This window comes from Paenarthrobacter sp. UW852, from assembly GCF_024608385.1.
In the GTDB taxonomy this organism is placed as follows: Bacteria; Actinomycetota; Actinomycetes; order Actinomycetales; family Micrococcaceae; genus Arthrobacter.
Window position 1 is genome coordinate 39,338 of sequence record NZ_JAMSGY010000003.1, and the last position, 23,706, is coordinate 63,043.

Annotated in this window: 23 protein-coding genes, 1 pseudogene and 1 riboswitch; of the genes and pseudogenes, 4 read left to right on the top strand and 20 right to left on the bottom strand. The window is 62.1% G+C overall.

Annotation, left to right across the window (positions count from 1 at the left end; all coding sequences use genetic code 11):
* Positions 1-66: 66 nt before the first annotated feature.
* Together NEK97_RS06380 and NEK97_RS06385 are read right to left on the bottom strand one after the other, a co-directional pair.
* Entirely contained in the window at positions 67-1,692 is a 1,626-nt protein-coding gene (locus tag NEK97_RS06380) for an NAD(P)/FAD-dependent oxidoreductase (protein ID WP_192477092.1), read from the bottom strand.
* Between the two features lie 70 nt (positions 1,693-1,762).
* On the bottom strand, positions 1,763-2,698 hold the full coding sequence (locus NEK97_RS06385) for an alpha/beta hydrolase (RefSeq protein WP_192477090.1): 936 nt from the start codon (positions 2,696-2,698) through the stop codon (positions 1,763-1,765).
* Between the two features lie 245 nt (positions 2,699-2,943).
* On the opposite strand from NEK97_RS06385, the gene NEK97_RS06390 reads away from it, so the two are divergent.
* Together NEK97_RS06390 and NEK97_RS06395 are read left to right on the top strand one after the other, a co-directional pair.
* The gene (locus NEK97_RS06390; protein WP_192477088.1) at positions 2,944-4,002 is read left to right on the top strand and encodes an alcohol dehydrogenase; all 1,059 of its coding nucleotides are present in this window, start codon (positions 2,944-2,946) and stop codon (positions 4,000-4,002) included.
* Between the two features lie 13 nt (positions 4,003-4,015).
* Positions 4,016-5,848 carry a sigma-54-dependent Fis family transcriptional regulator gene (locus NEK97_RS06395; protein WP_192477086.1) on the top strand — a complete coding sequence of 611 codons (1,833 nt, stop codon included), beginning with the start codon at positions 4,016-4,018 and terminating at the stop codon, positions 5,846-5,848.
* 84 nt (positions 5,849-5,932) lie between these two features.
* Here NEK97_RS06395 and NEK97_RS06400 read toward each other — a convergent pair whose 3' ends face one another.
* Positions 5,933-7,312 (bottom strand): MFS transporter, encoded by a 1,380-nt coding sequence (locus NEK97_RS06400; RefSeq protein ID WP_254590240.1) that lies wholly within the window; start codon positions 7,310-7,312, stop codon positions 5,933-5,935.
* 1,046 nt (positions 7,313-8,358) lie between these two features.
* Between NEK97_RS06400 and NEK97_RS06405 the strand changes: the two genes are divergently transcribed.
* Complete coding sequence (locus NEK97_RS06405) at positions 8,359-8,811, top strand: DUF488 family protein (RefSeq protein ID WP_192477076.1); 453 nt, start codon at positions 8,359-8,361, stop codon at positions 8,809-8,811.
* On the opposite strand, the gene NEK97_RS06410 is transcribed toward NEK97_RS06405, so the two are convergent.
* From NEK97_RS06410 to NEK97_RS06485, 16 genes and pseudogenes are all read right to left on the bottom strand, one after another.
* On the bottom strand, positions 8,808-9,689 hold the full coding sequence (locus tag NEK97_RS06410; protein WP_237428433.1) for a hypothetical protein: 882 nt from the start codon (positions 9,687-9,689) through the stop codon (positions 8,808-8,810). The two genes, NEK97_RS06405 and NEK97_RS06410, sit on opposite strands and share 4 nt — an antisense overlap.
* 96 nt (positions 9,690-9,785) lie before the next feature.
* Positions 9,786-11,318: a hypothetical protein gene (locus tag NEK97_RS06415; protein WP_192477168.1), complete on the bottom strand. Its 1,533-nt coding sequence runs from the start codon at positions 11,316-11,318 to the stop codon at positions 9,786-9,788.
* A gap of 146 nt (positions 11,319-11,464) precedes the next feature.
* Positions 11,465-12,148 (bottom strand): annotated as a pseudogene (locus NEK97_RS06420) (magnesium chelatase domain-containing protein); the annotation flags it as partial.
* Complete coding sequence (locus NEK97_RS06425) at positions 12,149-12,514, bottom strand: YraN family protein (RefSeq protein WP_257369046.1); 366 nt, start codon at positions 12,512-12,514, stop codon at positions 12,149-12,151. It lies immediately after the preceding pseudogene.
* Between the two features lie 101 nt (positions 12,515-12,615).
* Positions 12,616-12,951 carry a DUF2469 domain-containing protein gene (locus NEK97_RS06430; protein WP_235522071.1) on the bottom strand — a complete coding sequence of 112 codons (336 nt, stop codon included), beginning with the start codon at positions 12,949-12,951 and terminating at the stop codon, positions 12,616-12,618.
* Between the two features lie 79 nt (positions 12,952-13,030).
* Complete coding sequence (locus tag NEK97_RS06435) at positions 13,031-13,792, bottom strand: ribonuclease HII (protein WP_257369047.1); 762 nt, start codon at positions 13,790-13,792, stop codon at positions 13,031-13,033.
* Positions 13,792-14,598, bottom strand: a complete 807-nt coding sequence (lepB, locus tag NEK97_RS06440) for a signal peptidase I (protein WP_257369048.1) — start codon at positions 14,596-14,598, stop codon at positions 13,792-13,794. The genes NEK97_RS06435 and lepB (NEK97_RS06440) overlap by 1 nt, the downstream gene beginning before the upstream one ends.
* Entirely contained in the window at positions 14,599-15,276 is a 678-nt protein-coding gene (gene lepB / locus NEK97_RS06445) for a signal peptidase I (RefSeq protein ID WP_235522068.1), read from the bottom strand.
* Positions 15,277-15,355: 79 nt separating this feature from the next.
* Entirely contained in the window at positions 15,356-15,709 is a 354-nt protein-coding gene (gene rplS, locus NEK97_RS06450; RefSeq protein WP_014922079.1) for a 50S ribosomal protein L19, read from the bottom strand.
* A gap of 267 nt (positions 15,710-15,976) precedes the next feature.
* Complete coding sequence (gene trmD, locus NEK97_RS06455) at positions 15,977-16,777, bottom strand: tRNA (guanosine(37)-N1)-methyltransferase TrmD (RefSeq protein WP_257369049.1); 801 nt, start codon at positions 16,775-16,777, stop codon at positions 15,977-15,979.
* Positions 16,778-17,332, bottom strand: coding sequence for a ribosome maturation factor RimM (gene rimM / locus NEK97_RS06460; RefSeq protein ID WP_257369284.1), 555 nt, complete (start codon positions 17,330-17,332; stop codon positions 16,778-16,780).
* Between the two features lie 130 nt (positions 17,333-17,462).
* Positions 17,463-17,705 carry an RNA-binding protein gene (locus tag NEK97_RS06465; protein WP_235522066.1) on the bottom strand — a complete coding sequence of 81 codons (243 nt, stop codon included), beginning with the start codon at positions 17,703-17,705 and terminating at the stop codon, positions 17,463-17,465.
* A gap of 1 nt (position 17,706) precedes the next feature.
* Positions 17,707-18,129, bottom strand: coding sequence for a 30S ribosomal protein S16 (rpsP, locus tag NEK97_RS06470; protein ID WP_024817151.1), 423 nt, complete (start codon positions 18,127-18,129; stop codon positions 17,707-17,709).
* 231 nt (positions 18,130-18,360) lie between these two features.
* Entirely contained in the window at positions 18,361-18,798 is a 438-nt protein-coding gene (locus NEK97_RS06475; RefSeq protein ID WP_257369050.1) for a hypothetical protein, read from the bottom strand.
* A gap of 106 nt (positions 18,799-18,904) precedes the next feature.
* Complete coding sequence (locus NEK97_RS06480) at positions 18,905-19,777, bottom strand: VOC family protein (protein WP_257369051.1); 873 nt, start codon at positions 19,775-19,777, stop codon at positions 18,905-18,907.
* Positions 19,778-19,856: 79 nt separating this feature from the next.
* Positions 19,857-20,939 carry an amidohydrolase family protein gene (locus NEK97_RS06485; RefSeq protein ID WP_257369052.1) on the bottom strand — a complete coding sequence of 361 codons (1,083 nt, stop codon included), beginning with the start codon at positions 20,937-20,939 and terminating at the stop codon, positions 19,857-19,859.
* An 83-nt stretch (positions 20,940-21,022) separates the two neighbouring features.
* A riboswitch (TPP riboswitch) is annotated at positions 21,023-21,130 on the top strand.
* Between NEK97_RS06485 and thiC the strand changes: the two genes are divergently transcribed.
* Positions 21,126-22,973: a phosphomethylpyrimidine synthase ThiC gene (thiC, locus tag NEK97_RS06490; RefSeq protein ID WP_306672883.1), complete on the top strand. Its 1,848-nt coding sequence runs from the start codon at positions 21,126-21,128 to the stop codon at positions 22,971-22,973. Its footprint overlaps the riboswitch before it by 5 nt.
* Here thiC and NEK97_RS06495 read toward each other — a convergent pair.
* Positions 22,956-23,678, bottom strand: coding sequence for an alpha/beta fold hydrolase (locus NEK97_RS06495; RefSeq protein ID WP_257369053.1), 723 nt, complete (start codon positions 23,676-23,678; stop codon positions 22,956-22,958). The genes thiC and NEK97_RS06495 overlap by 18 nt on opposite strands.
* Positions 23,679-23,706: the final 28 nt, after the last annotated feature.

The following is a 23,706-nucleotide window of genomic DNA, read 5'->3' on the forward strand; positions in this document are numbered from 1 at the left end:
AATCAAGGCCGGCGGCCGGCACCATCAGGTCGATGGCGCCGGCCGGCAGCGGTGAGGGCTGCCGGGTCAGGCAGCGACGGCGGCTTCCGACTTCAGCTCAAAGCCGCGGTATCCGTTGGCGGTGACATCGTCCAGGACGCCGCGGTAGTTGCCCAGGCCGCCCAGATAGAACAGCACGCTGGGCTTCTTGCCCGGAACGTTCGCGCCGAAGATCCATGAATCGACCTTGGTGAACACCGTCATGTTCGCGATCTGTGTGCACGTCTCGGTCCACTCGGCTTCGGCCTCCGGGGTCGGCTCGATCGCCCGGATTCCGTTTTCCTCCGCGTAGGCCACCGTGTCGCTGATCCATTCGACCTGCGTCTCGATGCTCGGCGGCAGGTTCGTGAACGGGCCGTTGGGTCCCAGCACCATGAACCAGTTGGGGAACTTCGCTGTGGAAACGCCCAGGTAGCTGGTGGGCTGCCCGTCCCAGTGGTCGTTGATGTTCACGCCGTCGCGCCCGCTGATCTCCATGCGGCGGTAATTGCCGTCCACGGCGTCGAAACCGGTCGCGAAGACGATGACGTCCAGCTCGTGCAGCACGCCGTCCTCCGTCACCACACCCTTGGCCGTGACTTCCCGAATGGGGTTTTCCTTGATAGCGACAGCCTCGACGTTGGGCCGGTTGAACACCTGGAAGTAGCCGTCGTCGCAGAGCGGGCGACGGGCGAACAAGCCCGTCGGCGTCAGTTTCCGTGCCGTCTCCGGATCCTTGATGGTCTCGACGATCTTGTTCCGGATGAAGGATGCCGCAGTCTCGTTGGCCTCCTCGTCGGTGGCGATGTCGCTGAAGGTTTCGAACATGAAGCGGAAGCCGCCGCCGTATTCCCAGGCCTTCTCGTAGACCTGGCGGCGTTCTTCTTCGGTGACGCTCATGGCCGGCACGGTGCTTTCCTCGAAGCCGAAGGCTACGCCGGAACGCTTGACCTGTGCCCAGATGTTGTCGTAGTCGGCCTTGATCTCGTCAATCTGCTGGGTGGTCACGGGGCGCTTGCCCACCGGGACGGAGTACTGCGGGGTCCTGACGAAGACGGTCAGGTGTTCAACTTCCGGTGCCAGCGCCGTGATGACCTGCTGGCCGGTGGAACCGGTGCCGATCACACCCACGCGGCGACCGGCGAGGGACTTGCCCTGCGGCCAGGCGGCGGTGTGGATGGTCTCGCCCTCAAAGGTGTCGATCCCGGGCAGGTTCGGGAAGTTGATGGCTGACAGCAGCCCCACGGCGTTGATGACGTACTTAGCCCGGTACACCGCGCCGCCGCCGGTGGTCACTTCCCACAGGCCCTCGTCTTCGAGGTAGGTGGCGGACTTGACCTCGGTACCAAAGCGGAAGTGGCGCCGCAGGTCAAAGCGGTCAACGACGTCCTCAAGGTACTCGAGGATCTCGGGCTGGGTGATGTAGGTGTGCTTCCAGGTGCCGTCCTGCAGGAGGCCCTTATCGAAGGAGAAGCGGTAGACGTGGCTCTCGGTGTCAGAGAGAGCGCCCGGGTAGCGGTTCCAGTACCAGGTGCCGCCGGGACCGTCGGCCTTGTCGAAGCCGACAACGGTCAGACCCTGCTCGTTGTGAAGCTTGTGGACGGCGTAGATGCCGCCGAAGCCGGCGCCGATGACGACGGCGTCAACGGTCTGGAAAGTGTTCTGTGCAGTCATGGCGAACTCCTTTGTCGTTCTGATGCAGGGGACGAAATAGTGGATGGTGTGGCTTCGTAAGGTGGCCGGGTTATTTCCGGTACCAGGCCGCGAGCTTGTCGAACTCCTGTGCCACGAGGGCGGACCGCCCGGCCAGGAACGGGTAGACATGCTGCTGGCCCTCGCCGATGGACAAGGTGACGTCCACGCCGGCGGCTTTGGCGCGTTGCTCCAGACGCGTGGCGTTGTCCAGGAGCGACTCGACGCTGCCGGCGGTGATGTACAGACGCGGGAAGTCGTTGAAGTCGGCGTGCAGCGGGTTGGCCAGGGGTGTCCTGGGATCGATGGTGCCGCCGAGGACGCCGGCGATCATGCCTTCGAGCAGCTCGGGGGTGATCAGGGCGTCCGTGTCGTTGTTGGTGACGAGGGTTTCGCCCTTGTTTTCCATGTCCAGCCACGGTGAGAAGGCGATGACTCGGCCGGGGGTGCGCTTGCCCTGTTCCTTGAGCGCGAGGGCAATGGCGATGGCGAGGTTGCCGCCGGCGGAATCACCGATGGTGGTGATGTCCTCAGGGGCGATGCCGGAGGCGACGAGGGCATCGAAGGCGGCCACGCCGTCTTCGATCTGTGCCGGGTGCTGGAATTCGGGGGCGCGCCGGTAATCCAGCACGAAGCTGACGGATCCAAGTGCTTTGGCGACGTGGGCTGCCAGTTTGCGGTGGCTGGAGGCCGAACCTACGGCGAATCCACCGCCATGGGTGTACAGGAGCACCTTGCTCTGGTCCGCCCCCTCGGGCAGGCACCAGATGCCCGGAACCCCGCCAACGGTGTCCTCACGGTACATGACGCCCTCGGGCTCGACCGTTGGCTGGTGCCACTCGTCAAAAATGGAACGGAACAGGCGCATGGTCAGGTCCGGCGTGGTCGCCATGATCTCTGCCCAATCAGCGTAGAGGTTCCGCAGTACGTCCTGGCTCCCGGCTTCGGCGGAAGCGGTGCCGGACTGTTCAACAAGGTTGGTGGTCATGGTAGGTCTCCTTTGACGTGGTTTGTGGGTGCCTGCGGCCCTCCTTTGTTGTGGTGGGTGCCGCGGCCTCTGAATCAAAGGTAGGTCTGTGTTCCATGCCACACGTGTTCCAATGTGAAACACTCCAGCGGATGCATTGATACCGGATCGCCCACTAAAGGGGTCCCGGATTGGTATTGGAAGCTGCAGCAATAGTTGGTCATGATGGATGGATACCGATTGCCACAATGAAGAGGTGTTCCGCAATGCATGCATTCGCCGTCCTCCCGGACGATGCCACCATCCATGACCTGGAGTTCTCGACGCCACGCCCCGAGGGGCGGCAGGTACTTCTGAAGGTCATGCGGGCTGGCGTCTGCCACACCGACACCCACCTCCGCGAAGGCGGCTACGACCTGGGCAGCCGCGGACACATGAGCATGAAAGACCGCGGCATCCAGTACCCGATGGTACTGGGCCACGAAGTAGTCGGCGTTGTCGAACAGGTAGGTGCTGACGTTGCATCCGTCAGCGCCGGAGACGTGCGACTGATCTACCCGTGGATCGGCTGCGGCACATGCCGCCAATGCCGGGAAGGCCACGATAACCGCTGCGCCGCCGGACAGAACCTTGGGGTCGCACGCCACGGCGGCTACGCCGAGTACATCATCGTGCCCGACGAGAAGTACCTCGTGGACATTGAGGGCCTTGACCCGAGTTGGGCAGCGACCTTGGCGTGTTCCGGCCTCACCGCCCACAGTGCCGTGGACAAGGTTCTTCCGCTTGAGCCGGACGAGCCTGTGGTCATCTTCGGGGCAGGAGGGCTGGGCCTGACCGCCATAGCGATCCTCCGTGCCCGGGGCCACCGGAACATCTGCGCGGTCGATGTCGCGGAACGGAACCTGGCCCTGGCCCGGGACATGGGCGCCACCAGCACGGTCCTTTCCGGAGCCGGCAGCGGGGCAGCCGACATTCAACGCGCGGCAGGCGGGCCGGCCAGCGCCGTCGTCGACTTCGTCAACAACGGTGCCACCGCTACGGCCGCGTTCGACGCCCTCGCCAAAGCGGGGACAATGGTCCAGGTAGGACTCTTCGGCGGTGAAGTCACCCTTCCGACTGCCATGCTGGCGCTGCGCATGATCCGCATCGAAGGCAGCTTTGTCGGGACACTTTCACAACTGCAGGATCTGGTCCGGATTGCCAAAGCAGGGGAACTTCCCACCATCCCGGTGTCCGAAAGGACCCTGTCTGCGGCCGAAGTGTCCCGGGCCCTGGACGACCTGACCGCCGGCGGGATTGCTGGACGCATCGTTTTGACTGCTTGAGAATGAGTAAGTGATGGACAAATCACGCCGCGAAGACGCGCTCCGGAGCGCCCGCGAGCGGCTGATCACGGAAGGCCTCGTCAGGGCTTCCATCCCCGCGTCGCTGGTAGCTGAAGAAATCGAACAAAGCTGGCGGCGATCCGTCTCGAACCACGTCAACCCTGCAACCGGCCCCCACATCCTTGGCGAAGTCGATCCGGACAGTGCAATCCTGCGCGCTGCCGGAAGAATTTTGGACCAGTGGCAAAACAATCTCACCGACACCCGGATGGCCCTTTTCCTCGCCGATGAGGAGGGCCGGATCGTCTCCCGGCGCATTGTCGATGCCCAGGACACGCGCACACTGGACAACGCCAACGCCGCGGAGGGGTTCGTCTTTTCCGAACAGGCTCTGGGCACCAACGGGCTCGGCACCCCCATTGAGGGGCGCGGAGTGGTTTTCGTCCGCGGCCACGAACACTTTAACGATGCCCTGGCCCGACTGGCCTGCGCGGGAGCGCCCATCAAGCACCCCATCACGGGCCGGATCGTGGGATCGCTGTCCATCGCCTCCCACGTTGACGCCTCAAGCCCCTTGATGGTTTCCATGGCCCGGCAGGCCGGTCATCAGATCGCCGAGGCGCTTGAGCTGATGGCCGATTCCCGGAACCTCGAGCTGGCCCGAACGTACCGCCAGTTCCGGTCCTCCAAGCATCCGGTCCTGGTCATGAACTCAGAAACCGTGATGACAGACCTTCCCGCACTCGCCCATTTTGACGCCGAGTCCCACGCCTACCTGTGGGAGATGCTGCGCATGCACCATTGGGACCAGGACAAGCTGCAACTCGAACTTCCGGTGCTCGGAACCGAAGCCATGGTGCGCCGTCTCGGCCGCGCTGGCCAGGACGCGATCTTCGCGCTGGAATTTACGGAGCCAGCCAGTGCGCCCGCCGAGGGCGGGGTTTCCGTCGGCAAACACCCAGAGCAAAGGTCTGCGCCCGCGCTCCGCGAAGTGCTGGACGGCCTATCCTCCCGCCAAGCCCGGACGACGACTTCTTACGGCGTGCTCCAACGCGAACTCACCGCTGCCGCCACGGCCGATGGCCTGATCCGCGTCACCGGGGGCCCTGGTACCGGGAAGCATCACCAGTCCTCAAAATGGCTGCGCCAGCACACTGGGCGAGAGCCCAAGACATTCACCGCAGAAATGCTCACCGAGGACCCAACGGCCTGGGCCCTCATGGAAGCGGCATTAGCCGAGGGCTGCGGAATCCTCGTTACCGCCGGACCAGGCATCGGCCACGATCTGGTGGACCGACTCACCGAGTTTGCGGCGGCCCACCGCCCCGGCGTCCACCCCGGGGCACGTGTCATCCTTACCGAACGGACCAGCGGCCCATTCAACCCCAATCACGAAGCCGAGGACCTTCAAGGGCTGGTACGACTGCCTTCCCTTGTGGAACTGCGCGGTGAGTTGCTGGACATCGTGCGTGAGGTTTCGGCCGAACTCTTTCCCGGGGCGCCGGCGCCACGGTTCTCCCCCGCAGCCCTCCAATGCCTGCTGGCCTGGCGCTGGCCCGGTAACGTCGCCGAGATGGCACGGCTCCTTGCCCACTTGCGACGTTCGGCCGGCACCGGCCTGATCCAAACAAAAGACCTGCCAGCCCCCATGCGGCAGACAACCCTCTCCTCGCTCAGCCGCTACGAGCAATCCGAGCGCGATACCATCGTCGCCGCCCTGGCGGAAGCCAACGGCAACAAGTCCCGTGCCGCGGAAATTCTGGGTATCGGGCGCACCACCATGTACCGGAAAATGCGTGCCCTGAAAATTGACGACGACGAACGAATGATCCTTCCGGGACCCTAGCCCGGGAACGAGCAACACAGGCCAAAATAAATGGGCCCCCGACGAAAAACCGTCGGGGGCCCATCCTTTTAGGGTCTACTGGGTCTAGTCCGTTACCGCCTGAACGGTCCTCTTGGTCCCGGCAGGCTCGTCCAGGGAACGTTTGGGATTTGTGGGTTGAGCCCGCGGCCCACCGAGCAGCTCTGTGGGGGTTTTGGAAGTCTCGCGCATCCCGAGGACTGCGACGGCCGCGATGCCGGCGGCTACCGCACCAAAGATTGCTACCGGCAGCCAGCCGGACGGGCCCGGCACGAGAATCATCGCCGCGACCATCGGCGCGAAGCCGGCCAGGAGATTGCCCAGCTGATTGCTGACAGCCATGCCTGTGAAGCGCACAGGTGCCGGGAACTGCTCGGCAAAGAACGACGTCCACACCCCGTTGTAGCAGCTGAAGAACAACGTCATGTTGATGAACGCGGAGACCCCGATCAGCAGGACGTCCGTCGTCGATATCGCCCAAAGGTAACCGAAGATCGTGACCGCACACCCTACAGAGGAAATCAGCATCGTCCGCTTCCTGCCGATGACATCAGAGAGGTAGCCCGCTGCCGGAAGAGTGAAGACGGACAGCGCTATGGCGCCCGAGATGACCGCGAGCATCGCACTCCGGTCCACCCCGACCGAGGTTCCGTAGGACAAGCTGAAAACAGCGAACAAAGTCTGCATCGCTGCCATCAGCGATGCCCCGGCAACACAAATCACACTGCGCCAGTGGTACTTGAAAACATCGCTCAGCGGCAGCTTCCGGACTGCGCGTTCTTCCTTCGCTTCAGCGAACACGGGCGTTTCCTCCAGATGGCTCCGCACGTAGTAAGTAATCACGACAACGACCGCGCTGAGCCAGAAGGGAACCCGCCAGCCCCAGCCATAGAGGTGTTCGGCGGGCAGGAGCGCCACGGGAAGGAAAACAATGGTCGCCAACGAGCAGCCGACCGCGTAGCCAACCATAACGAAGCTGGTGAAGAAGCCCCGGCGTCCAACGGGGGAATGTTCAACTGTCAACGTCGAGGCGCCTGCGGATTCAGCCCCCGCGGAGAAACCCTGGACCACTCGCAAGACCACCAACAGTGCCGGGGCCAGCAGTCCCACCTGGTCAAATGTCGGAAGACATCCGATGGAGAACGAGGCGGCACCCATCATGACCACCGTGGCGAGCATGACCTTCTTGCGGCCAAGACGATCGCCGAAGTGCCCCATCACCATTGCGCCGACGGGCCGTGCCACATAACCCACCGCGAAAGTCGCGAACGATCCGATCAAGGCAACAGCGGGATCTCCGGAAGGAAAGAACAGCACATTGAAAACGAGGGCCGCTGCCGCGCCGTAAACAAAAAAGTCGTAGTACTCCAGTGCACTACCGAGGAGGGCGGCTGTCGCCGCCCGGCGGGGCGTCATCGCCGGCGGCGATGCTTTGGTGCTTGTCATGTGTTTCTCCCTTGAAACAGGCTCATTGGCCAGCGGAACAGATAGGTGGGAATGTCCTTGCACCCGCTCTAAGAAGCGCGGGTAGTCATGCCGCGGCGCCCCCAAATGTGACAGCCGCCACGGCATCTGTATCCACGGTAAAGAGTGTGTCGCAGCCCACAGTGTTCCAACTGTGAAACAGCCTCCGCCGCTATCAACCGGGCCCCAGTCGTGAAGTGACGCATGAATCCCAGCTACTGTTCAGAGATGTCGGCAGGGACGCCCTTCCCGTCTAACATCACAGCGACGCAGGCGCTAGGCGAGTCCGGCTAGGGCACACACCACAACCTGACGCGTCGGGGCGAAAACCTTCTCCTCTTGGAGGCCCCGTCGTCCTAGAGGCATTCGGGTCGATGCAGGCGTGCGGAAGAACGGGCCGAGGCCGAGGGCTGATGGAGTTCAGGACCATCTGAAGACCAGAGACGGCCGTGAGATGGCTTGGCGTGCTGGCCCCTTCTCATATACATGTTTAAGGTCATACCCCCGGAGGTCTATGTGAGGGGTATGTTTCCCACCTCATAAACGAGGGGGGAAGATCCCTGCGAAATCAGCACAAACGTCCCCCTTCCACTGCAATCACCACATGTTCACTAACTGTCGAGTTCCGACAGCACACGCTGGCCAAACCCGCCGTCGAGGGTGAGGGAAAGAGTTGATGGTGCATCAGCGTAGGTCCCCGGAACTGGAGACTCGTCCCTGGTTCGCCGCCGTTCGGATTTCGGTGGTAGTCACAGCAGGCTCACGGACAGAGGGCTCCGATGCCGTTACCTGCGGTTTTCCACATAGACCAAGACGCCCCTACCGGCAGCCGGCCCGCTGATGCTGCACTGGGGGCATGCTCAGCTACGAAGACATCATCCTGCTCGGAGAGGAACGTGTCCTTGTCATCCAGGAGCACCAGGAGGGCCGCTGCTGGTGCGGCCAGACATGGGATTGACCGCACCGGTAGAGGCTGCGGCAAAGCGGTGCGACGTCGGCCGATTTTGCGCCCGTGCAAGAATGAAACCATGTGGACTGAAACGAGCGGCGTCATCGGTGTTGGTTACGAAGGGAAGGACATTGCGTCGTTCCTTGAGGAACTGACGGCTTGGAAAATCGGGACGGTCGTGGACGTTCGGTTGAACCCGATCTCAAGGAAAAAAGGCTTCTCAAAGAGGGCGCTGAGCGAAGCACTAGCCGAAGCCGGCATCGGCTACAGCCACATGCCGGCGTTAGGGAATCCCAAAGACAACCGTGAAGGTTTCTGGGCTCCGGGAACTCCGGCTGCAAAGGTTGCGGGCGAGCGTTTCGAGTCTCTGCTTGACAGCGAATCAGCTGCTGAAAAGATTATTGAGCTCACCGACCTTGCCTCCCGGCAGCGTGTGGCCGTGCTGTGCTTTGAGGCCAGCGAGCTGTGCTGCCACCGCAAATACGTTCTCACGCGCGTAAAAGAACGCCTGGCGGCTCTGGTCGGCAGCTAACGAACCCCTGCTGCATAAACGCCCAAGACTCCGAACGCCTGGGGTCTTTTCAGCTGGTTACCCAGGAAAAACACCGGACCGCGGGCCGGAGCGCACAGCTGATCCAGGAATCTCTTTTGGATTGCCGCTTTGGCGGCTTCATCGGTGTCCCCCGCGTGCCGCCGCTGAAGTTCGGTGAATTCCCAATCCAGCAGACCTTGCCGGTGTCCTTTGCAAATCCTGCCAGTGCAGCGGTAGCGATAATGACCTTCAAACCTCGGCGGGGACAGGATCGATTTGTCCGTCTTGGGTCCAAAGAGTGTGTCTTGGTTCAGATGGGCTTCCATCTTGGCTTGTTGCTCCGAGGTCCACCCGTCGAAAAGTCGTAATTCCAGCTTGTCGATGTCCGCCGGCACTACGGCAGCCAGGGATGGGCCGGCCGATCCGTTCAAAGCGCGGGAGTTGAGTTCGCAGGTGTTGAATGCATCGATAAGCGGGTCAACGTGTGGGTGCCGTGGCTTCCACGGCTCAAGGTGGGAGTCGATGGTCAAGGAATCAAGGATAGGGGTGTAGCTCTCGGGTCGTCGATCTTTGGCCGCTGGTGTGAGCTTTAGCTTCACGATGTCGTACTTCTTGAATTTCGCGTCAGCCTGGAGATAGCGGAAAGGAATCGGGTAAAGACGGATCCATTCCGGGCCACCTTCCGCAAGTCTGAGACCGGCCACGCAAACAGTGTCACCATGGTTAGCCGAGGGCTGTGGAGCGGCCTTGACCGTAATCAGCACTTTCGCCTCCGTGATACCCGCTCCGAGTTCCTTTTCATACTCAGGCCGGCCGTTGGCGAACAGCCCTTCCCCGAACATCATTTCAGCTGCCCCCAAAAAATAACCCGCAGTCATTCGACTATCGGGACCATCCCTTCGATCCTAGCGGTCGGTGCCACTGTGCCTTGGCGTTGCACCGGGCAACATCGACGCGGAAGCTTCGAAGCACACTTAGGTAGCTGCCTTGCGGTTCTGCTCGTCATCAATGCGCTTGAACAGCCCAATTGAATCCCAGGTGGACGCCAGGAGCAGGTTCTCCCGTCCGGCCGCCGCCTTCAGGGTAGGCGTCATCAGCAATACTCCGTCAACGGAATCGTGCGCTGCTTTCGTTAGTAGGTCGGCCAGTTCATCGCCCGAGAGCGTGACAAGCGACTCCAGTTCTTCGATGGACAGCACCCCCACAGGGAAATCCGCATCCGGTAGTTGCGCGCGCATCGGCCAGTTTTGGTCCATATAGAACGGTTCCAAGGTAATGACGAGCCCTACGCGTGTTTTTGTCGGGTCGATTTCCGGGTTGACGGCTGCGATAGCTTCGATATCTCGATGCGACCGGTTCAGCTGGTCAATGCCTTTGCCGATTGAGCCGGAGACCGAATCGAGCCAGCTGTCCCTACCGACCCTAAGAGCCTCAATGGGCTGTCTTGCCTTGCACTCAATCAGCACGAGCAACCCGGGGAGGTCAAGGAACCAGTCACAAGAATCGATGCGGTTCTTCTTGAAAAGATACGGAACCTCAGGCTTGGACGAGCAATCACCGCTGACGAGTTCCAGGTGACGGCCTACATAATGCTGAAACACGTGACCCAGATCTCGAGCGAAACCGTCGCCGAATGCTTGGACGCCGAGAAAATAGATGGCCGGCGGAAGGGCCTTGGCAATGATCGCCTGGCACCAAGGCGCGATCGGATCATCAGTAATTCCGTCGATGAATGGTCGATTCGCAAGGGGGTTAAACGCGAACTTCTTCTGAGCCGAGGTCGCATGGTCTTGGAACTGACGGTTCACCCGCTTGAACTCGGCCACGGAGGTGACGAGCTGCTCAGTAAACGTCTGCCGCAGCGCCTTAAACGAGAGCACCTCCCCCAGCCCCTGAAATGCCTCACCGGTTAGCCACTGAAGACTAAATACGCCGTTGTTGGAATGAGCGCCAACAGATATGACAAACACCGATTCGACGTAGTCGTCAAGCGTCAGGCCGTTCGTGATCTCCTCGAACCAACCTGCGGTCATCTTTTCCGGCGAAAAGCCGTTTGGATGTTCGCTCATTGAGCCAAAGAGGAGAATGGTTCTTGAGAGCGCCGGGAAAATATTTCGCTGGCCGGGGAACTGCTCGAAGTACATCCGCGTGAGGGTCTTCGCGAAAGCATCAGACCGATCGGGGTTTGAGCGAAGTTCCTCATCGGTCAGGTGCACGTTCATATTACAAAGGCGCAGAAGGACTTTGCTGTCAGCTTGTGGTCGTTGGAACGATCCCCATGCAAGTGACGTGCGCGCAACGTCGGCAATATTCCACGGGTTGAGCCCCCGCCGACTCAGGGAATCGTCGCGGTCGTCATTGGGAGTAATCGCCGCACTCGCCGCGGCGCATTGAATCAGGAGAGTATCGCGATCAACGCTGCGGATTTGGCCCTTGAAGTCTTCCCAGCTAGCAGATTTCCGTCCTTGTTGATATGGATATCCAGGTGTGCTGCTGGTGATGATCATGCTCCGATCCTAACGGGCTGGTCGGTGCCCGGTTCTCTTTGACACTGCCACTGATCACTCGGTTACAGAACGTCCACGGCGACAGTGCCAACACCAGATAATCCTGATATACGAGCGCAACGTCATATCGATGGTTAAGGACAGGGACCCGGCGGTCCGGTCAGGAGCATGTGGTGCCCGCCGGCTGCAGCGACTTCCAAGGCCCTGCGCGCCTCTCCCTGCCCCGAAACGTCACAGAGGTCAGGCTCCGGGAACCCGGTGGTGTCGTCATCCTCGGCAGTGTCAGTCCCCGATGGCTCGTAGTCCAGTACGAGGTCCTTGGGGTCTGCACCGAAATCGTAGGCGAGCCGCGCGAGCGTTTTGTACCCGTGAACCTTTGCCCCGGGCACCAGCGACGCCTCGGCGGCATTTGCCTCCGCCACGACGATGTCCGGGAAGCCTGCCTGCACGGCGGCCATAACCGCCGGGAGGATTCCACGAACAGGACGCAGCCGTCCGTCCAGGCCAAGTTCTGCCATGAACACCGTCCTGCCAATGGAGCGGACATCGTTCGCTGCACAAAGGACAGCCATGGTGATGGCGAGGTCGAAGCCGGATCCCCGCTTGGGCAGTGAAGCCGGAATCAGATTGGCCGTGATCTTTCGCCGGCTCAGTGGGATGCCGGAGTTTTGGGCGGCGGAACGAATCCGTTCCTTGGCTTCGTTCAGTGCCGCGTCCGGGAGGCCCAGGATCACGAAGCTCGGGAGCGTTTGTCCAATGTCCGCTTCGACCTCGACGATGTAGCCATTCAAGCCAACCAAGGCCACGCAGTAGCTGCGCCCCACCCCCATCTAGCCCACACCCCGCAGGTGCTCCAGCAGGGGTTGCCCGATGCCGTCGTCGACAACGCCAACGACGTCAATGCGCCGGCGCAAGGCCCTCACCTCGTGGGCACGGCACCACGACGACGCGAGCCGGTGCAGGCGGGCCAGCTTGGCTGGACCTACGGCTTCGAAGGGATGTCCGTAATCCAGGCTTCGGCGGGTCTTGACCTCGGCGACTACGAGGATGTCGCCCTCGAGGGCCACAATGTCTATTTCGCCGTCCGTGCAGCGCCAGTTGCGATCTATGATCCGCATTCCCTGGGTCTCCAGGAACTCCGCGGCCAATGCTTCACCATGTTGGCCAAGCAGGTCTTTTGCTCTCATGACCATCACCTCCGCTACCAGCTTTCAGGCTGGCAACGGCGGGCGGCAGGAGGTCATTGCGCTATGTGGGTAACTCCCCGGTAGTCACGCTTGTGGAGGGACACTTGGAACTAGTTGCCAAGGTCGCCGAGTCCGCCGTCCTTCGGTAGCGCCAGGTCTTCGCTCTTCGGAAGTTCTTCCACGTTGACGTCCTTGAAGGTGATGACCCTGACGTTCTTCACAAAGCGGGCCGAGCGGTACACGTCCCATACCCAGGCATCCTGCAACGTGAGGTCAAAGTAAACTTCCCCATCCGCGCTGCGGGCCTGGAGGTCAACATGGTTGGCAAGGTAGAACCGCCGCTCAGTTTCGACGACGTAACTGAACAGTCCGACGACGTCCCTGTATTCACGGTAGAGCTGCAGCTCCATGTCGGTCTCATAGTTCTCAAGGTCCTCGGCGCTCATGCTTCCATCTTGCACCATCTTCAGGACGTGACGCGCCACCCGGGCCCGGCCTGGGGCTTGGGAGCGTCCATGGGGCGGATCAGTCGGCTCCGGAGCTGGTCAGGTTCCAGCTCGTCCGGTGGTATGCGCTGGGACCTTGCTGGCGGATCATCTCCCTGTGGGCGGGGGTGGCATAGCCCTTGTTTACGTCCCACCCGTAGGCAGGCAGCTCGGAGTGCAGGTCAACCATGATGCGGTCCCTGGCCACTTTGGCCAGGACACTGGCTGCCGCGACACTGAGGCAGCTCATGTCGGCCTTGACCTTGGTGTGGACGGGAGCTTCGCAGGCGGGACCCGCCGGGGTGTCAAAGAGGGAAGCCTGGACCTCGGGTGAAAGCCAGTTGTGGCTGCCATCCAGCAGCACGATGTCCGGGGTGATCCCGCCGGCCAGGATGTCGAACCACGCCCGCGTACCTGCCAGGCGCAGCGCGGCGATAATGCCGATCTCATCGATTTCCCGGGAACTCGCGTGACCCACTGCGCATGCCACAGCCCAGTCCCTGACCAAGGGCTCAAGCCGTTCGCGGTCCTCGGGCTTAAGCAGTTTGCTGTCCCGGACATCGGCCAGCAGGCCATGGTCGGCGAGGTTCACCACGGCGATCCCCACGCTCACGGGACCGGCCAACGCGCCTCGGCCTACCTCGTCCACGCCCGCAAGCAGGCTCACGCCTGGAGCCAGGAACGTACGTTCGTGGTCAAGGGTGGGAAACCCAACGGTTTTCTTTGCCTTGGGCGCGGTTTTCTTGCCCTTGGCTTTCGCTGGGGACTTGCCCGTCGTGACGGCTGCCGTGGTGGTTGTCATTACTTGGTCGCTGTTGCCTTGGGGACATCCCGGAAGACGTCTGAGTGGTTGTCGAGTATTGTCCATCGACTCACAGGCCACGCGATGACGGTCGCTTTACCTTCAATGTCGTCGATGTTGATGAACCCGCCGTTGACTTCCTGGTGAGCCCGGGAATCGGCCGAGTGGTTGCGGTTGTCGCCCATGACCCAGACCTTCCCTTCCGGAACCACGACGTCGAATGCGCTCGGTTGGGGAATTTCCGCCGGGTTAATGTACGTCTCATTCAGCGGCACCCCGTTGACGCTGACGCGCCCTTGGGCGTCGCAGCAGGAGACGTGGTCGCCGGGGAGGCCGATGACACGCTTAACGAGGTGCTGATCGGTGTTATCGGCCATCAGCCCCACGAATTCGAGGCTGTCGTTCAACCAGTCCATGGGCCCGGCGGGCTTTTGCGGTACGGGTTCGAGCCAGGCCTGGGTGTCCTTGAACACCACTACATCACCGCGGGACAGGTCGAACGGGCCCGGAACCAGGAGGTTGATGAAGATCCGGTCGTTGACATCCAAGGTGCTTTCCATGGATTCCGAGGGGATATAGAACGCCCTGAACAGGAAAGTCTTGAGCAGGAAGGACAGCACCAAGGCAATCGCTACAACGGTGACGATCTCTTTCACCCAAACGAGGACGGGATTCCTCTGCGTCTTCCCGGGAGCATCAGCGTCATCCGGGCTCGACTCCGCCAAGCCGGCAGTACTTGCCGTTCCGTCCGAGAGCCGTGCGTCGTCGTCGTACCTCTCAGGGTTCCCGGGAGCTTTGTCCGGCATCTACTGTCCGTTCTTCAAAGGTGTTTCAGCCTGCGCGGAGCGAGGCATCTCTGCAAATCTATCAAGTGGCCAGACGATCTGGACCGGCCGGCCGATAACCCGTTCCACGGGCACCATACCGCCGCCCGGGGCACCCAGCAGTCCGCGAGAGTCCGCTGAACGGGAACGGTGGTCGCCCATCAGCCACAGACGACCCTCCGGCACCACGACGTCGAACTTCTGCTTGCTGGGTTCATCCCCTGGGTACACATAGGGTTCATCAACAGGCTGATCGTTGACTGTGAGTCTTCCGTCGGCCGAGCAGCACCGGACGTGGTCGCCGGCGACTCCTATGACCCGCTTGACGTACGTGGTGTCACTTCCCGTAAGTCCGAACCACTGGCTCGCCGCAGAAACCGCATCGACCAACGGGCCTTGGCCGCTGCTGAGCGGAGCGAATGAACCGCGGCCATCGAAAACGACCACGTCACCCCGGCGGATTGGCTCCGACGCGTAGGCCGTGCGGGAAACAAGGATCCGGTCCCCGGTTCCGAGGAGGGGTTCCATGGATTCGGAGGGAATGTAATAGACATCCAGCCACAACGAGCGCACCAAACCACTGATGGCGACAGCAAGGACCAGTGCGAGCAAAACAAAACGCCAGCCCTGTTTCCGGGGCTGGCGTTCTGATGTGTCCATGACTCGTATCCCTGTTGCGTTGCGGATTGCTCCGGAACTACCGGGCACGAATCCTGGACCCGTTGCGTAAGTCGCAGGACTACTTGGCGAAGTCGCGCTTTTCCTTGATCTTCGCAGCCTTACCGCGCAGTGCACGCATGTAGTAAAGCTTGGCGCGGCGGACGTCACCCTTCGTGACGACCTCGATCTTGTCGATGATCGGGGAGTGTACCGGGAAGGTACGCTCTACGCCGACACCGAAGGAAACCTTGCGAACGGTGAAGGTTTCGCGAACGCCGTCACCCTGGCGGCCCAGGACGAAGCCCTGGAATACCTGGACACGGGAGTTCTTGCCTTCGATGATGTTGACGTGAACCTTGAGGGTGTCACCCGCACGGAACTCAGGAACATCGTTACGCAGCGATGCTGCATCTACGCTATCGAGGATATGCATTAATCCACTCCTGGTGAACGCCACAGGTCATTCACTTTGGGTTACGGCGGACAAGCCCGGGGGCACTTAAAGCCACCGGAAATTTCCGCCGAAGTTTCTTAGTGTCCGGTCCCGCCACTGATTGGCGTCACCGGGTTGTCCGACTGTTGGCTGAACTCCCCCTGTGGCAGGTGTCAGCCCAGCAGACACAAGGGTTAATTCTGCCATATGCGCTGCCGTCGGGCCAACTGTCAGGTCCCTTGAACGTTCGACGGCGGGAGCGCGCCCTTAGTTTGCGGCGCCGCCACCGGGCCGCGGACGCAAACGGCCCTCGACGATGTCGTACCCGAGGTCCGCCAAAGCGTTGCGGTCAGCGCGACTCAAGGCACCGGCGTCGAACGCTTCCAGAAGGTCCGGACGGCGCTCGGCTGTCCGCCTGAATTGCTCGTGGCGGCGCCATTGGGCGATCTTGCCGTGGTTGCCACTGAGCAGGATGGCGGGGACCTCATGGTCGCGCCATGCTGAGGGCTTCGTGTACACCGGGTATTCCAGCAAACCGTCGGAGTGGGATTCCTCAACCAAGGACTCAGGATTGCCGACAACCCCCGGGAGGAGGCGCCCAATGGCTTCCACCATGGCCAGCACGGCTACTTCGCCACCGTTGAGAACATAGTCTCCAAGGCTGACGGGACGAACCGTGAAGTGGTCCTGCGCCCAGTCGATGACGCGCTCGTCGATGCCTTCGTAGCGTCCGCAGGCAAAGACGAGTTGGTCCTCTTCGGCAAGTTCGTAGGCCAGGGCTTGGTTGAACCTCTCCCCTGCCGGCGAAGGAACGATCAGTACGGGCTTGGAACCTTCACGGGCCGCTGCAACGGATTCGAGGGCCTGGGCCCACGGCTCAGGCTTCATCACCATCCCTGCCCCACCGCCATAGGGGGTGTCATCCACGGTGCGGTGCCTGTCCGTGGTGAAGGAGCGGAGATCGTGAACGTTAAGTTCGAGCAATCCGTCCTGGCGGGCCTTGCCTATGAGCGAAAGCTCAAGCGGGGCAAGGTATTCGGGAAAAATGCTGACGACATCAATCCTCATTCAGGCATCATCCCCGGTGCCGTCCTTGGACTCCTCCGCGGTGGACTCGTTGATCTCAAATAGGCCGGCAGGAGGGGTGACCAGGATGTAGCCGTCCTCGACGTTGACTTCAGGCACGATCTCGTCGACGAATGGAATAAGGATTTCCTTGCCGTCCGGGGTCTTGACCGTCAGCAGGTCCTGGACCGGGAGCGTGGTGAGTGCAGCGATGGTGCCCACAACCTGCGAGCCAACCCGCGCTTCAAGGCCAACGAGCTCGTGCTCATACCAGCCTTCATCATCGTCCTCGTCATCCAGTTCCTCGGTTTCGATGAAGAGCTTGGCGCCGCGGATGACTTCGGCAGCGTTGCGATCGGCAACTTCCTCGAAGCCCAGCAGGAGGATGTCCTTGTTCCACCGTGCGCTGCGGATGGTCAGGGGGCCGGCAGAGGCCGGCTCCACGACAAACTCGGTACCTGCGACAAAGCGCTCCGACGGGGCGTCGGTGAGTACCTGCACCGTGACCTCGCCGCGGATGCCGTGGGGTTTGCCGATCCGGGCCACCTGGAGCTGCATGGGTTCCTCTGAATTCTTGTTGTTCCCGCGCCGCCAGGCAGCCACGGTAATGAATGTTGGATAAAGCAATCCGGCCCCTCCACCATATTTGGTGAAGGGGCCGGACCTAAGACAAGATGTGCTGAGCGCGTTACCGGCGACGGTCGGTGTCGACGACGTCGACCCTGACCTGCTCGCCACCAGCCAAAGCCGCAACAACTGTGCGCAGTGCGCGGGCTGTGCGTCCTTGACGGCCGATTACCCGTCCGAGGTCCTCTTGGTGAACTCGCACCTCAAGGGATTCCCCGCGGCGGTTGTTCTTGGCACTGACCTTGACATCCTCAGGACTGTCAACGATCCCACGAACCAAGTGCTCGAGCGCTTCGGACAGCAACTTACTCAGCCTCGGTGGTCTCTGCTTCAGCCTCGGCCGGAGCCTCAGCAGCTTCGTCCTTCTTGGCCTTCTTGGTGATGGCTTCCGGGATGATGACGGAACCCTTCTCCGGTGCTACGAAGGCTTCCTTCGGAGCTTTGGTCTTCAGGGTGCCTTCCTGGCCCGGCAGGCCCTTGAACTTCTGCCAGTCACCGGTGATCTTGAGGATCGCAGCAACCTGCTCGGTCGGCTGGGCGCCAACGGACAGCCAGTACTGGGCGCGCTCGGAAGCGACCTCGATGTACGACGGCTCTTCGGTGGGGTGGTACTTGCCGATTTCTTCAATGGCACGGCCATCGCGCTTGGCGCGGGCATCCATGACGACGATGCGGTAGTACGGTGCGCGCATCTTACCGAAGCGCTTAAGGCGAATCTTTACGGCCACTTTTGTGGTCACTCCTGTTTCTGAAACGAGGTGAACCCGACGTTCTGCACCCGTGGGGCGGGCCATACTGGACGGTTCGAAGGACAAGATACGGGCACGGAGAGAGGGGCCGCGCCGATCAAGTACCTGTCCATTGTGCCAGATGCCCGGTGCAATTACGACTTAGGCCGCAAAGGGTGGCGTGTTCTTGGTCACTCCGGACGGATCGTATCCGCGAAAACCGGGCAACTGTCAGGCGGACCAGACGTAGAGTCCGGAGCGGTCGGCTTTTTCCACATCCGTGGCGAGGGCGGCCAGTTGCTGGACGTACTGGCGCGATTGGGAAGCGTCAAAGGGCATGTCGTCCTGGGCGGCCCAGGCGGCAGCAACATCATCAAGGACGTTGCCATCGCCCTCACTTTCATAGGTGAGCAGTTCGGCAAGCGCGCGCACCATGGCCTCGGGAACTCCGAGGAGGGCATCACTCGTCACATCCACCAGGGCGAGCTCATAGTCTGCTCCCGCAGCATGGACGGCCTGTCCGGCGAGGTCGCCCAGCTGTTCTACCTCGAAGTCTGTGATGCCTTCGATCCTGACGGCGGGGCCCGTGGCTTCGGCGCCGCGATCCAGCGCGGCTGCCCGTTTGAGTGCTTCGTCGTGGGTGGCTACAAATATTTCGGCAAAGCCCATGGAAAGTACTCTCAATCCTTCGTGCTGACGGGGCGGCGGCACGGGAACCGAAAGGTTCCGCGCCGTCAATGCCCAGCCTAGTGCAGCCATGGGCTGCCAGGACGATTCAGCGAACGGCGACGCGCAGCTTGTTCCGCCACGGGTCGTCGAACCGAAGCTCAGCGCCGGTGTGGTGGTTCTGGACGCCCGCCACCTTCAGCCGGTCGGCCAGCATCGCGACGTCGTCAGCCGTGGGGACCTCGATCAGGACTTCCCCAAGCCCCAGCGTGTCCTTTCGGGGTCCGGCACCGCGACTGTTCCACACGTTCATGGCCATGTGGTGGTGGTATCCACCGGCGGATACGAACAAGGCCTGCCCGTGCCAGCCCGCCGTCCGCTCGAACCCCAGGGTTTCCACATAGAACTTTTGCGCAGTTTCAACGTCCCCGACTTGGAGGTGCACGTGGCCGATCCCGGCGGCCGCCTCCCGCTGGCCGGTCACGGCAGCCTCACTCAGGTGCTGCTGCAGGAACCGCTGCGGCGGGAGTGCGACGTTGTCCATGACGACGTTCTTGCCGTCCCACTGCCACAGTTCGCGGGGCTTGTCATAGTAGAGCTCAATGCCGTTGCCCTCGGGGTCGGTGAAATAGAACGCCTCGCTGACCAGGTGGTCGGCGCTTCCGGCAAAGGCGCGCGGCTCGTATTCTGCCGCCGTGGCAATGGTGGCCGCCAGGGATGGCTGGTCCTCAAAGAGGATGGCGGTGTGGAACAGGCCCGCTTCCCCACGGCCCGGGATCTGCAGACCTGAGGCAGGCGCCAGGTGGACAACAGGCTTTCCCGTGCGGCCCAAGTACAGTCCGCCATCCTGCTCGGCCACGATGTCCAGGCCCAAGGCGCGCTGGTAGTAGTCGCTCATGACCTTCATGTCGCCTACCTTGAGCATGACGGTGCCCATGGTGAGTTCGGCAGGAAGAAGATCCTGGCTGTTTGCTGTAGTCATGTGAAGCTCCTGGGTTTGAGGCTGCCGCCCTTTCGGCACCTTCTACTAGTACTAAAATACTTGAAGCTTCAATTTATTCCTAACGGATGATCCCGCCACGTAAAACGATGTGCTGGAGTTCGGCCACGGTGTTGAGGGCGACCCGCGGATCTTCACGGCAGAGAACGACGTCGGCACTCGCCCCTTCGCTGATGGCTTCGGCACCCAGCCACGCCCTTGCGCCCCACGTTGCGGCCTCCAGGACAGCGGAAGGCGGCAGGCCGGCGTCGTGCAGTTCCTTCATCTCGTCCGCAATCCGGCCGTGCTTGATCACGCTGCCGGCATCGGTGCCCGTGTAGATGGTGACACCGGCTTCGAAGGCCTCCAGCACGCGGTCGTGGCGGCGTTCCCACAGCTTCGCCATGTGATCTGCGTAGACGGGGAACTTGGGCGCGGCCTGGGCGGAAATCTCCGGAAAAGTCGCAATGTTGACCAGCGTAGGGACAATCGGAACGCCCTGCTCCACAAGCCGCGGAAGGTGCCGCGGCAAGAGGCCCGTAGCGTGTTCGATGCAGTCGATATTGGCGTCCAGCATGTCGTCAATGGTGTCTTCTGCGAAGCAGTGGGCCGTAACCCTGGCTCCCTCATCGTGCGCGGCCGAAATGGCGTCCTTGACCAGCTTGGCCGGGAAGGATGCGGCCAGGTCACCAATGCCGCGATCGATCCAGTCGCCCACGAGTTTCACCCAGCCATCGCCGTCACGGGCTTCTTTGCGGACGGTCTCCACGAGCTGTTCGGGCTCGATTTCATGGCCCAGTCCTCGGAGGTACCGCCGATCCCTGGCTATGTGCCGGCCAGCCCTGATCAGTCGCGGCAAATCCGCACGCCCTTGGACCCAGCGCGTGTCACTGGGCGATCCTGCATCACGGATCAACAGTGTGCCGGCCGCCAGGTCTGCCCGTGCCTGGGCGAGGGTGGTCTGCTCATCAACGGCACCGCCCGGCCCCAAACCGATGTGGCAGTGGGCGTCGACAAAGCCGGGCAGGACCCAGCCGTCGAGCACAACGTCCGGTGCCGCCACGGGCTGGATGAATGTCAGGCGACCGTCAACGGACCACATGCCCCTCCGCTCCTTGCCTGCCGCTACGAGCACCGTACCGCTGAATTCGATGATGTTGGCCATGGCAAAAGCCTAGCCCTGTACGTTCCGGGCAGGCCTGCAACGCCATATGACTGTGCGGCCGCAGGCAGCTGTGGTAGCTTCGTCTACGACCACACGGGGGCCCCTGCAGGGGCTGAGATCGGACTGAGGCAGTCTGCGACCGTTGAACCTGTCCGGGTAATGCCGGCGAAGGAAGTGAGCAGTCCCTTGAGCACCACAGAAACACAGCACAGCCCTGCCCAAAACGCGTCCGTCGTGGAGACCGGGGCACCGGAAACCGTGACGCAGTCGCTGAAATCCCACTCGCTGGGGTGGCTTGAAGATCCCGAACATGGCATTCGCGTTCCTGTCACCGAGATCGCGCTGGAACCCTCCCCCAATGGCCAAGCCAACCCGCCCCTGCAGGTTTATCGAACTGCCGGACCGGGCAGTGATCCGAGAGTCGGGCTGGAACCGTTCCGTGCACCCTGGATCGAAGGCCGGGGCGACACGGAGCCGTACTCGGGCCGTGAAAGGAACCTGCTCGACGACGGCAAGTCCGCGGTCCGGCGCGGTGCGGCATCGGCGGAGTGGAAGGGCGCACAACCGGTGCCCCGCCGCGCCGTCGAGCAGAAGACCGTCACACAGATGCACTACGCCCGGAAGGGCATCGTGACGGAGGAGATGCAGTTCGTGGCCTTGCGCGAGAACTGCGATGTCGAATTGGTCCGCAGCGAAGTTGCCGCCGGACGCGCCATCATCCCCAGCAACATCAATCACCCGGAATCCGAACCGATGATTATCGGCAAGGCGTTCCTGGTCAAGATCAACGCCAATATTGGCAACTCCGCGGTGACCAGCTCCATCACCGAGGAAGTCGACAAACTGCAGTGGGCGGCGCAATGGGGTGCCGATACGGTCATGGACCTCTCCACCGGCGATGACATCCACACCACGCGGGAATGGATCATCCGCAACTCCCCCGTTCCAATCGGCACGGTTCCCATTTATCAGGCACTCGAAAAGGTCAATGGCGAAGCCAATAAGCTCACGTGGGAGATCTTCCGCGACACCGTGATTGAACAGTGCGAACAAGGGGTGGACTACATGACCGTCCATGCCGGGGTGCTGCTGCGCTACGTCCCGTTGACTGCCAATCGCGTCACCGGCATCGTTTCCCGCGGCGGCTCGATCATGGCCGGCTGGTGCCTGGCCCACCACCAGGAGAACTTCCTCTACACCCACTTCGACGAACTGTGCGAGATCTTCGCCAAGTACGATGTCGCCTTTTCGCTCGGCGACGGGCTGCGTCCCGGCTCCATCGCGGACGCCAATGATGCCGCGCAGTTCGCAGAGCTGGACACCCTTGCCGAGCTGACCCAGCGGGCGTGGGAGTTCGATGTCCAGGTCATGGTTGAAGGCCCGGGGCACATCCCCTTCCACTTGGTACGTGAAAACGTCGAACGCCAGCAGGAACTGTGCAAGGGTGCCCCGTTCTACACACTGGGTCCCTTGGTCACGGATGTGGCGCCCGGCTACGACCACATCACCTCGGCCATTGGCGCGACCGAAATCGCCCGCTACGGCACGGCAATGCTCTGCTACGTGACACCCAAGGAACACCTTGGCCTGCCGAACAAGGACGACGTCAAAACCGGTGTGATCACCTACAAGATCGCCGCCCACGCCGCTGACCTCGCCAAGGGGCACCCTGGCGCGAACGAGCGCGACGATGCACTGTCCAAAGCCCGCTTCGAGTTCCGTTGGCGCGACCAGTTCGCGCTGTCCCTCGATCCTGTGACAGCCGAGGCGTTCCACGACGAAACCCTGCCCGCCGAGCCGGCCAAGACCGCGCACTTCTGCTCGATGTGCGGGCCGAAATTCTGCTCCATGCGGATCAGCCAGGATATCCGCGATGAGTACGGTTCAGCTGAAGCGCAGGCCGCAATCGCCGGCATGTACAACGGCATGAGGGAAAAAAGCCAGGAGTTCCTGGCATCAGGCGGGAAAGTCTACCTGCCGGAACTGCAGGTACCCGGCACTGCGGGCAATGGCAGCTCAGGACGCCTGAACTGACATGGCCCGTCCCACGTCCGCGACAAACGAGCGGATGATGTGATCGCCATCCACTGAATCCTGGGGCCGGTGCCCGCCCGCTGCTACCCGGCGGAGGGCGCCGGTCTCCTGGAGGTATCCCGCAATTTCCTCGTAGAGCGGCTCCCAACCACCCGTAAGGACCAAGGTGGGAACGCCGGGCACAATGTGAAGCGGTGCCTCCCATGGCGGTGCCTGGAGCCTGAGGCGCCGCGCAGACTTCCGGGCCTCCGGCGTGTCCAGTCCCCCGGTTTCGGCCGAGAAAGCCCTGCGGAAGTATTCCCGCTGGTAGTCGGCGTCGTTCAATTGTGTCCGGACGTCGAACAACGGCTCCATCAGCGCACGGTGGGAGGCCGTGGCCGGCAGTTCGGCTGTCAGCGACAAGCACGCCGGCTCCACCAACGACAGCGAATGCACAAGATCAGGACGCTCAATAGCTGCCAGCATGGCGGAAATGGCGCCCTGTTCGTGCGCCACGACGTGGCCTCCACCGGCATCGGCCAACGCATTGATCACGATGGCGACATCTGCCGCCACATTGGATGGCGCCGGTTCCTCGACCGCCGAAAAGCCGTGCCGCCTCAGGAACAGGGCGTCATAGGCCAGCGCCATGCCGTGTTGCTTCGGCCATGCTGCGGCGCCGAAACTCCCCAGGCCGTGAACGAAGACTACGCGCTGCTTGTGCATTGGTTCAGCCTATTCCACGGCTCTGACA

What these genes read in the sequence shown, in the direction of transcription:
- NEK97_RS06390 (WP_192477088.1), top strand. Translation starts at nt 2,944, where the DNA reads ATGCATGCATTCGCCGTCCTCCCGGACGATGCCACCATCCATGACCTG.
- NEK97_RS06410 (WP_237428433.1), bottom strand. Translation starts at nt 9,689, where the DNA reads ATGACTGCGGGTTATTTTTTGGGGGCAGCTGAAATGATGTTCGGGGAA.
- NEK97_RS06495 (WP_257369053.1), bottom strand. Translation starts at nt 23,678, where the DNA reads ATGCACAAGCAGCGCGTAGTCTTCGTTCACGGCCTGGGGAGTTTCGGC.
- rplS (WP_014922079.1), bottom strand. Translation starts at nt 15,709, where the DNA reads ATGCATATCCTCGATAGCGTAGATGCAGCATCGCTGCGTAACGATGTT.
- NEK97_RS06435 (WP_257369047.1), bottom strand. Translation starts at nt 13,792, where the DNA reads ATGACAACCACCACGGCAGCCGTCACGACGGGCAAGTCCCCAGCGAAA.
- trmD (WP_257369049.1), bottom strand. Translation starts at nt 16,777, where the DNA reads ATGAGGATTGATGTCGTCAGCATTTTTCCCGAATACCTTGCCCCGCTT.
- NEK97_RS06430 (WP_235522071.1), bottom strand. Translation starts at nt 12,951, where the DNA reads ATGAGCGCCGAGGACCTTGAGAACTATGAGACCGACATGGAGCTGCAG.
- NEK97_RS06405 (WP_192477076.1), top strand. Translation starts at nt 8,359, where the DNA reads ATGTGGACTGAAACGAGCGGCGTCATCGGTGTTGGTTACGAAGGGAAG.
- NEK97_RS06475 (WP_257369050.1), bottom strand. Translation starts at nt 18,798, where the DNA reads ATGGGCTTTGCCGAAATATTTGTAGCCACCCACGACGAAGCACTCAAA.
- NEK97_RS06395 (WP_192477086.1), top strand. Translation starts at nt 4,016, where the DNA reads ATGGACAAATCACGCCGCGAAGACGCGCTCCGGAGCGCCCGCGAGCGG.
- NEK97_RS06480 (WP_257369051.1), bottom strand. Translation starts at nt 19,777, where the DNA reads ATGACTACAGCAAACAGCCAGGATCTTCTTCCTGCCGAACTCACCATG.
- rimM (WP_257369284.1), bottom strand. Translation starts at nt 17,332, where the DNA reads ATGCAGCTCCAGGTGGCCCGGATCGGCAAACCCCACGGCATCCGCGGC.
- NEK97_RS06385 (WP_192477090.1), bottom strand. Translation starts at nt 2,698, where the DNA reads ATGACCACCAACCTTGTTGAACAGTCCGGCACCGCTTCCGCCGAAGCC.
- NEK97_RS06380 (WP_192477092.1), bottom strand. Translation starts at nt 1,692, where the DNA reads ATGACTGCACAGAACACTTTCCAGACCGTTGACGCCGTCGTCATCGGC.
- lepB (WP_235522068.1), bottom strand. Translation starts at nt 15,276, where the DNA reads ATGGACACATCAGAACGCCAGCCCCGGAAACAGGGCTGGCGTTTTGTT.
- NEK97_RS06485 (WP_257369052.1), bottom strand. Translation starts at nt 20,939, where the DNA reads ATGGCCAACATCATCGAATTCAGCGGTACGGTGCTCGTAGCGGCAGGC.
- lepB (WP_257369048.1), bottom strand. Translation starts at nt 14,598, where the DNA reads ATGCCGGACAAAGCTCCCGGGAACCCTGAGAGGTACGACGACGACGCA.
- NEK97_RS06415 (WP_192477168.1), bottom strand. Translation starts at nt 11,318, where the DNA reads ATGATCATCACCAGCAGCACACCTGGATATCCATATCAACAAGGACGG.
- NEK97_RS06400 (WP_254590240.1), bottom strand. Translation starts at nt 7,312, where the DNA reads ATGACAAGCACCAAAGCATCGCCGCCGGCGATGACGCCCCGCCGGGCG.